The organism is Marinobacter sp., from assembly GCF_041690455.1.
Classification (GTDB): domain Bacteria; phylum Pseudomonadota; class Gammaproteobacteria; order Pseudomonadales; family Oleiphilaceae; genus Marinobacter.
In genome coordinates, this window is the sequence record NZ_JAWLHI010000097.1 from 1 (window position 1) to 8,806 (window position 8,806).

The 8,806-nt window shown below is 60.9% G+C and carries 8 protein-coding genes and 1 pseudogene; 5 read left to right on the forward strand and 4 right to left on the reverse strand.

Annotated features, from left to right (window positions below; all coding sequences use genetic code 11):
- Positions 1-311: PaaI family thioesterase (locus tag ACESMW_RS17280; protein WP_372988227.1), on the reverse strand; the 311-nt coding region annotated here is incomplete at its 3' end.
- An 18-nt stretch (positions 312-329) separates the two neighbouring features.
- Positions 330-1,067: a DUF599 domain-containing protein gene (locus ACESMW_RS17285; RefSeq protein ID WP_372988228.1), complete on the reverse strand. Its 738-nt coding sequence runs from the start codon at positions 1,065-1,067 to the stop codon at positions 330-332.
- A 192-nt stretch (positions 1,068-1,259) separates the two neighbouring features.
- Here ACESMW_RS17285 and ACESMW_RS17290 point away from each other — a divergent pair, with 192 nt between their 5' ends.
- From ACESMW_RS17290 to ACESMW_RS17305, 4 genes are all read left to right on the forward strand, one after another.
- Positions 1,260-2,504, forward strand: coding sequence for a M48 family metalloprotease (locus ACESMW_RS17290; protein ID WP_372988236.1), 1,245 nt, complete (start codon positions 1,260-1,262; stop codon positions 2,502-2,504).
- Between the two features lie 170 nt (positions 2,505-2,674).
- Entirely contained in the window at positions 2,675-3,220 is a 546-nt protein-coding gene (locus ACESMW_RS17295; protein ID WP_372988229.1) for a hypothetical protein, read from the forward strand.
- Positions 3,221-4,408, forward strand: a complete 1,188-nt coding sequence (locus tag ACESMW_RS17300; protein ID WP_372988230.1) for an iron-containing alcohol dehydrogenase — start codon at positions 3,221-3,223, stop codon at positions 4,406-4,408.
- 157 nt (positions 4,409-4,565) lie between these two features.
- Positions 4,566-5,336 carry a substrate-binding periplasmic protein gene (locus tag ACESMW_RS17305; protein WP_372988231.1) on the forward strand — a complete coding sequence of 257 codons (771 nt, stop codon included), beginning with the start codon at positions 4,566-4,568 and terminating at the stop codon, positions 5,334-5,336.
- 6 nt (positions 5,337-5,342) lie between these two features.
- On the opposite strand, the gene ACESMW_RS17310 is transcribed toward ACESMW_RS17305, so the two are convergent.
- Complete coding sequence (locus tag ACESMW_RS17310; RefSeq protein WP_372988232.1) at positions 5,343-7,829, reverse strand: ABC transporter permease; 2,487 nt, start codon at positions 7,827-7,829, stop codon at positions 5,343-5,345.
- Positions 7,829-8,548 (reverse strand): ABC transporter ATP-binding protein, encoded by a 720-nt coding sequence (locus ACESMW_RS17315; RefSeq protein WP_372988233.1) that lies wholly within the window; start codon positions 8,546-8,548, stop codon positions 7,829-7,831. Before ACESMW_RS17315 ends, ACESMW_RS17310 begins: the two co-directional genes overlap by 1 nt.
- A gap of 63 nt (positions 8,549-8,611) precedes the next feature.
- Here ACESMW_RS17315 and ACESMW_RS17320 point away from each other — a divergent pair.
- Positions 8,612-8,806: pseudogene (locus tag ACESMW_RS17320) on the forward strand (arylesterase); the annotation flags it as partial.

The window sequence follows — 8,806 nt, forward strand, 5'->3', positions numbered from 1 at the left end:
GCACGGGCATAGACCGGTTTGTGGGGATGCGCCGGACGCATGTAGTCCACCCTGAGATCGAGTGTCGGGCACAGCTCGAAATCCTCCAGGGCGCAGAGGATGACGCACCCGGAGGTGGTGTCCATCAGGGTGGTAATCGCACCACCGTGGATCACTCCGGTGTCCGGGTTACCGATAATCCGGTCGCTGTAGGGCAGACACAGCGTCAGCGTGCCGTCACCCGCGTCAGTGACTGACAGGCCCAGCTCGCGGGCCTGGTTCAGGGTTTCGATAAACCGGGTTACCCGGTCTATTCGGGTTTGATTATCCATTCAGGAGAATCCTGTTGATCAGTTGGTTTTGGTCCTGGGCTCGGCCTTGCCCGCTGCCGGCTCCTCGAAGACTTTTCCGGAGCGCAGCCCCTCAAGGGCATCGGAGCAAAATTCCCGGCGGTAGAGAACAACTACCACAACAGTGGAGGCCGCTATGAATGCGATGGGGTGGAAGAACCAGGCGACCACTGCCAGCGCGTAGTAGAAGGATCGCAGCCCCAGGTTGAAGGCATCCCCGGCCATGTTACAGATGTTGCCGGCACTGCGAGCGAAGGCCTCCCGGGCTGCCGGGCTGGTCTTGGTATCCTCGGCCAGGGGTGCACTGCCCACCATCACCGCGACGAAGTTGTACATTCGCATGGACCAGGTGAATTTGAAAAAGGCATAGACAAACACCACCAGCAGCACGACCAGTCGTAATTCCCAGATCTCCCGGGTCGGCACCGCGCTGAAAGGCATGGCAGCGAACACCTCCATGGCCTCGCTGGTGTAGCCCAGTGCGGTGATGATACCGGCCAGGATCAGCAGGCAGCTGGAGGCGAAGAAGGCGCCGTTGCGTTCAAGATTGCCCACGACTGACGTATCCGACATTCGATTCTCACGCCGCAGCATTACCCGCATCCAGTCTTCCCGATAGAGATCCAGGGTGTTCGACAGGCAGGGCCGGTCCGACGCCCTGCGCTTCGAATATTGGGTGTAACCAATCCAGCAGATGAAAAACCACAGCAGCGAGGCCAGCTCGAGCAGATTGTTCATGGAAGGCCTTAGTCGGGAATTAATAACCGGGAAAGGAATCGGTTAACTATAATACGTCAAGACAGGGCGCCTCTCCAGAAAACGGACGTTTTCAGGCCCACCCAAGCGTGTAATCATGTATGGAACCGGCATCTGCCAGGCACCCAGGTACAGGAGGTAACCGTGCTTCTATCCAATTCCCGATTCGGGCTGATGTTTCTTGCCCTTGCGTTCATTGCGGGGTGCTCCGTTAACCCCGTCACCGGCGAGAAACAGCTTTCCCTGATTCCCGAGACCCAGGAACTGGCCATCGGTGACGAACAGTATGTGCCGACCCAGCAGACCCAGGGTGGCAGGTTCTACATCGACCCGGAACTGAACCTCTACGTAAGCGAGGTTGGGCAGAAGATGGCACAAGTGAGTGACCGCCCCGACCTGCCCTATGAATTCGTGGTGCTGAATAACAGCGTGCCCAACGCCTGGGCCCTGCCCGGTGGCAAGATTGCCATCAACCGGGGGCTGCTCACCAAGCTGGATGACGAGGCCCAGCTGGCCTCGGTGCTCGGCCACGAGATTGTTCACGCCGCCGCCCGCCACAGTGTCCAGCGCATGCAGCAGGCCCAGCTGATCAGCCTGGGTGTGGCTGGGCTCGGGTTTGCGGTATCCGATAACGAGTGGGCCGGCCTGATCATGGGCGGCGCAGCCCTCGGTGCGCAGCTCGCCCTGGCCCAGTACAGTCAGGGGGATGAGCTGGAGTCGGACCACTACGGCATCAATTACATGAAAGAGGCCGGCTACGATCCCCAGGCGGCGGTGGAACTGCAGGAGCTGTTCCTGGAGCTGAGTGAAGGCCGCGACCAGGGCTTCATCCAGGGCCTGTTCGCCACGCACCCGCCCTCGGCCAGGCGTGTGGCCGAGAACCGGGAGCTGGTCAGCAAGATCGGCGCCGGCGGGTATCGGGGTGCGGATGTCTATGAGCGCAAGCTGGCCAGGCTGAGGGAGCTCCAGCCAGCCTACGACGCCCATGACGAGGCCCTGAAGCTGGCCTCCAACAAGGAATACGACACCGCCCTCGGCAAAATCAACGAGGCTATCCGCATCCTGCCGCGGGAAGCCATGTTCTATTCCCTGAGAGGGCGCATTTACCAGCAGCAGAAAAAAATGGAGAAGGCCGAAGCCGATTTTGACAAGGCCGTCTCCCTGTACCCGGAGATGTTCGAGTACCAGCTTCGCAGCGGCCTGAATGCCCTGGCCCTGAACAAGATCGACAAGGCAAGGGATCACCTGACCAAGGCCAATGACGTGGTACGCACATCCATCGGCTACCTGCGCATGGGCGATGTCGCCGTCAAGCAGAACCGCCGTGACGAGGCCATGGCCTATTACAGCGAGGCTGCCAAGGCCGGCGGCGATGTGGGCGAGGAAGCCCAGCGCAAGCTGGCCGCACTTACCCAGTAGCCCTCTCCCCGCCTCCAGGAAAGCCGGGTATCGCGAAAGCGGCCCGGCTTTTTCGTTGTGAGATCTCCTGTTGCCCCAGCGACGGCAAATCTTCGTCACTGCCTGCATTGACTTTTAGAGCATTAACTCTAAAAATCAGTGGTATCAACAACAGACTATGGACGACGGCCATGTTGCTCAAACGTATCCAGCCTATGGTGTTCCAGGCGCGCCGACTCTACGTGGACATAATGTTCCAGGTGATGGGGCGGGCCTTGCAGGCAGTCAGTGAAGTGGACGAGACCGTGCAGAATGAGGCCCGGGCACTTCCGAAAGGACTGCTATTCGAGATGATGGTCATGCCCGAGGGACCTCGCCTGATCGTCGAGCACACCGGAGACGGCCATTTCCACTACCACGGCCAGTCCGCCCCGCGGCCGGTGGACCTGTCCATCCAGTTCAAGCACATCGCCCATGCCTTTCTGGTGCTGTCCTTCCAGGAGAAAACCTCGGAGGCGTTTGCCAATGACCGGATGCTGGTGGACGGTGACGTCAGTTACGCGGTGCGTATGACCCGTGTGCTGAACAGGCTGGAGACCTTCATCCTGCCCAAGATGATTGCCGAGCGGGCGGTGAAGGAGTACCCCGCCAACCTGCATCTGCCGGAGAAGCTGATCAGTGCTGCCCGGATCTACCTGAAGGTTGCCACCAATTTTGTCGAGACAGTGAGACCCTAAATGAGCCAAAAATATTACGAGTTCTTCTGCCCGGTCAAAGTCATTGCCGGCAAGGCTGCCCTTGAGCACATTCCCTACGAACTGACCGGACTTGCAGCGAAGCGGCCGATGATCGTGACCGACAAGGGCGTTCGCGCCGCGGGTCTGCTGGACCCGGTGATTGCCGCCTGTGAGGAGAGCGGCCTGGAGATCGTCAGCATCTATGATGACGTGCCGCCGGATTCATCCACGTCCGTCGTCCGTGATATCGCCGGTATTTACCGGCAGGAAAAGTGCGACGCCATTATCGCTGTGGGCGGCGGATCGGCCATCGATACCGGCAAGGCCGTGAACATCCTGGTGTCCGAAGGCGGTGACGACATTGCCAAATACAGCGGTGCCGGCATCCTCAAGCACCCCCTGAAGCCGTTCTTCGTGGTTCCGACCACCGCCGGCACCGGCTCCGAGGTCACCGCGGTGGCGGTGATCACCGACGAGAAAAAGGGCGTGAAGCTGCCATTCACTTCCTCATTCCTGCTGCCCAATGCCGCCATCATCGACCCGCGGATGACCCTGACGCTGCCGCCTCACATCACCGCGGCAACCGCCATGGATGCGATGACCCACGCCACCGAGGCGTTCACCTGCATGGCGAAGAATCCACTCAGCGATGCCTATGCCACTGCGGCCATCAAGAAGATCAGCCAGTCGCTGCTGAATGTGATGGATAATCCCAAGGATGCCGAAGGGCGACTGGAGCTGGCCCAGGCCTCGACCATGGCCGGTATCGCCTTCTCCAACTCCATGGTTGGCCTGGTGCATTCCCTGGGGCACGCCACCGGGGCGATCTGCCACCTGCCCCATGGCTTGTGCATGAGCCTGTACCTGCCTTACGTGCTGGAGTACAACCTGGAGTCGATCCGGGAGCCCCTGGGTGAGTTGCTGCTGTATCTTGAGGGGCCGGAAGTCTACTCGGCCACTCCCGCAGCCCGCCGTGCTGAAGCCACCATTTCCGCCATCCGCAAGATGCGGGACCAGCTCTACAAGCGCTGCCAGCTGCCACGGACCCTGAAGGAAACCGGCAAGGTGCAGGAAAGCCAGCTGGACCAGATTGCCGAGATGGCCCTTGATGATGGTTCGATCATGTTCAATCCGAAGGAAGTCACCCTGGAAGATGCCCGCGCGGTATTGCGCCGGGCCTGGGCCTGAGTGAGCAACGGGCCCTCGGGCCCGTTCGACCCAGAGCAAAAGAAAGAACCGGAATAATTGAAATCGGCCGTCATTACGGTAACAATTGCACGGCAAGCTGGCAGGGAGGTAGCCGGATTACCCTGAGTAACGTTCACGACGCCATCAGAGTCCAATAATGACAGACCGCAAGACCTCCTCCCTGGCCCTGGCCTCCCTGTTTCTTTTGTCCACGGCCATCCTGTTCCCGGCAACCGCCAGCGCAACCTCCGAAAAACAGACATTGCGTTTCAACGTTTCCCCGAACGGTTACCCGCCCTACCTCATCGTTGAGAACCGTGCGCCTTCAGGCATCATGTGGGATGTTATGTCCCTTATTGCGGACCGGCTCGGCTATGAACTGATCGCGGAGAAGATTCCCCGTAAACGGGTGGATCAGATGCTGCTTGAGGGATACATCGATGCCACGCCACGGGCCCGGGAATGGACCGATGAGCCGGACAAGTTCCTGTTCACCGATCCGGTGGTGGCAATCGAGGAGGTTTTCTTCTTCCCGAAGAATTCGGAACTGACTTACCGGACCCCGGAGGACCTGTTCTCCAAGACCATCGTGACCCACCTGGGCTACATCTATCCAACGCTGGAACCGCATTTCGAATCCGGCAGGATTCGCCGCTTTGACGTGGCCCGGGATCGGGACATGTTCTTTTATGTGCTGCACGGAAACCGCTTCGCCGCCGCCGTCGCCGACCGGCTGGTGGGCAAGTGGTTCCTGAGAAACGAAGGCCTGCGGGACCATTTTCGCACTTCCGGGGAAAGCATCAGCACCTTCGGGTTCCGGATCATGCTGCGCAAGGACTGGCAGGACTTTGCCGACCAATTCAATCGCGAACTGACCAGAATCCGCGAGAACGGCGAACTGGAAGCCATCCTCGCGAATTACCGCTGATCAGGCTCACTCAAGCCGGCGCAGTAACAACATGGGCGAAACGCTCAGCACGGGCCGCAGCTGCCAGCGTCCGAACAGGGACAGCACAATGGCACTGATCACCGGGATCGGAACAATCACCTGCCAGTGCCAGCTGAAGCTGCCTTCGAACATACGGAACTGCAATGCGTAAACCGCCGCCTCCGCGGCGACCACACCGAGCAGGCCGGCAAAACCACCCAGCACCGCAAACTCGAGCATGGTACTGCGCACCAGCAGGGACTGACGCCCGCCCAGGGTCCGGAGCAACGCGCCTTCCCGCTGACGGTCTTGGAGTGTGGCACTGACCACGGCGGCCATCACCACCAGCGCAGCGGCCAGGATCAGGGCCAGAATCGCCTCGATGGCCCGGGTCACCTGCTGCACGATTTCCTGTATCCGGCTGATGATGTGATCAATCTCCAGCACCGATACGGTCGGGAACTGGCGTGAAAAGTCATTAAGCGCCGTCTTCTTCTCCGGCGGGAGATAGAAGCTGGTAATCCAGGTCGCGGGCAATCCTTCCAGCCCCCCGCCCGGCGGGAACGCCATATAGAAGTTCGGCTTCATGCTGTCCCACTGGACGGTACGGATGCTGGTCACCGTCTCGGTCACCTTCTCCGACCCGATGGTAAAGGTCAGCTCGTCGCCCAGCTGGAGGCCCAGCCGCCCGGCCAGCTCCGCTTCAACCGAAACACCTTCCTGGTCGCCATCGGCAAACCACTGCCCTTCGACGATTTCGTTATCTTCCGGCAACGAATCCATCCAGGTAAGGTTCAATTCCCGGTTCAGGGCGCCGATGCGCTCGTCCTTGCTGACCGCTTCTTTTACCGGTTGTCCGTTCAGCTCGGTGAGCCGGCCCCGGACCATGGGATAGAGTTCTTCCAGAGGCTGCCCCTGCTCGTCCCAGAATCCGGCTACCTCGTCGACGGTATTCGGCGCAATGTTGATCAGGAAGTGGTTCGGTGCATCGTCCGGCAGCTGTGCCTGCCAGTCGTCCAGCAACGAAGTGCGGACCAGCACCAGAGTCGCCGCCAGCATGAGGGTCATGGCGAAGACCGCAATCTGGGAAAGACTGGCGTTACGGTGCCGGTACAGGCCCACCAGTGCCAGACGCCAGGCGTTGCCGCCACCACGAACGCGGCGCAAGACCGTGACCATCGCCCATCCGAGCAGCCCCAGGGCCGCGAAAAGCAATACCAGACCACCGAGCAGTGATACCACCAGGGCCAGTTCACCGGCATAAACCCACACCAGTCCGAAGATGGCGACAATGGCCACCAGCATATCCGGCCAGGCCTCACGCCCACGCTCGCCCGGCTGACTGCGCAGCACCCGCATAGCCGGCACGTTCCGAAGCCGGCGAATGGGCGGATAGGCAAATGCAAACAGCGAAACCAGCGCAGTCAGCAGCGCGGGGGCCAGTGCGGCCGGATCCAGGTAGATATCCACCGGGCGCTCCAGCACATCACTGAGCATGGACGCCAGCAGCCAGAACAGCGGGATGGCCACCAGCAGGCCGCCGACAATGCCGGTCACGCCCCACAGCAGCAGCCGTCTCAGGTACAGCCTCCCGATGCCGGCACCATTGAGCCCCAGGGTTTTCAGCAATGCCACCGTGTCCCGCTGGGACAACGCATACTGCCGGCTGGCCACAGCCACCGCGACGGCGGCCAACAATACGGCCAGGCTGCCACCAAGCAGCAGGAAGCGTTCCGCTCTCTGGAGCGACCGGGAGAAGGTCTCACCGTCCCGCACGCCCTCCCATTCATGGCTGGGCTCCAATTGCGGTTGCAGCCACTCGTAGTAGCCTTCCAGGTCAGCTTCCTCACCTGCGAACAGATAAACGTATTCCACCCGGCTGCCTTCCTGAACCACGCCCGTGGATGGCACGTCATCCTTGTGCATCATCACTCTCGGGGCCAGTGCGGACAGGCGGAAACCGCCGTCCGGCTCTCGAATCAGCAAGCCCGAGACCATCAGCTCCAGATTGCCTACTTCCAGCGAATCACCGATTTCAAGCTCCAGAAGCCGCAGCAAACGCGGGTTGATCCAGACTTCACCCGGCCCGGGACCGGATGAGACGAGCTCCCGGGGGCTGTCCGGTCCCTCCTGAATCTCTATTTGACCCCGGAGCGGATACTCATTGCTCACGGCTTTGACGGATACCAGCTGGAATCCCTCACCGCCGAACACCATGGTGGAAAATTCAACCATCTGCCCGGTCTCAAGACCCCGGGCATCGGCTTCCTGCAACCACGAATCCGGGATCGGCCGCCCGTTCTCGGCCTCCAGCTGCCGGTCGGCGGCAAGGAAAGAACTGGCGGAGGTGACCAGGGTCCGCTGAAGCTGACTTGCGAACAGCGCAATGGTTGCCACGGTGGCAACGGCGATCACGAGAGCGGCCAGCACCACCCGGACATCCCGTTCGCGCCAGTCACGGCGTACGGACATGAGTTTCTGTTCGGCCGCCATCAGGATACCGACTCCCCGAGCTCGTTGGGCTCGGTCAGTTGTCCTGCCTCGATGTGGAACTGCCTCGAGCACCGCGCCGCCAGATGTTCGTCATGGGTCACCATCACCAGGGTGGTGCCCTGCTCCCGGTTGAGGGCCATCAGCAGGTCCGAGACTGCCTGGCCGGTGCGGTTATCCAGATTGCCGGTAGGCTCGTCGGCAAACAACACCACCGGATCAGAGGCGAAGGCCCGGGCGATCGCCACCCGCTGCTGCTCACCGCCGGACAACTGGCGCGGTGTGTGGGTCAGACGCTCATCGAGGCCGACCCGCTCGAGTAGTTCACGGGCGCGCTTCTCCGGATCCTCAATGCCCGCCAGCTCCAGCGGCAGCATGACGTTCTCCAGGGCGGTCAGCGCCGGCAGCAGCTGGAAAGACTGGAACACGAAGCCGACCCGGCTGGCTCGCAATTTCGCCCGTTGGTCTTCGCTCAGCTGGCTGATGATGGCGCCGTCGAGTTCCACCAAACCCTCGGTTGGTGTATCCAGCCCCGCGAGCAGCCCCAGCAACGTTGTTTTCCCGGAACCGGACCGGCCGACGATCGCTACTGATTCTCCACGATTGATTTCCAGGTTGACCCCCTGCAAGATCGTCAACGTATCGGTTTCCAGGCGGACCCGATGGGTCAGGTCTTTTGCACGCAACATCGGTGGATGACTTTCATCCGTCGGTTTGGTCATCTGATTCACGGGTACTCCCGGCTCAATGGTGTGAAACGTTTTATCAAGGTAAACGAACTGTCTATGGATACGCTATTGCTGCATGCCAGATCAATCCTTCTGGTGCTGTTCACCGCCCTGGCCGCTCCGGCACTGGCCAGTCAGAATACCATCCTGATCATGGGTGACAGCCTCAGTGCCGCCTATGGCGTGCCCTCCGAAACTGCCTGGGTCCAACTGCTGCGCCAGTGCCTGGAACAGAACGGACTCAGTCATTGG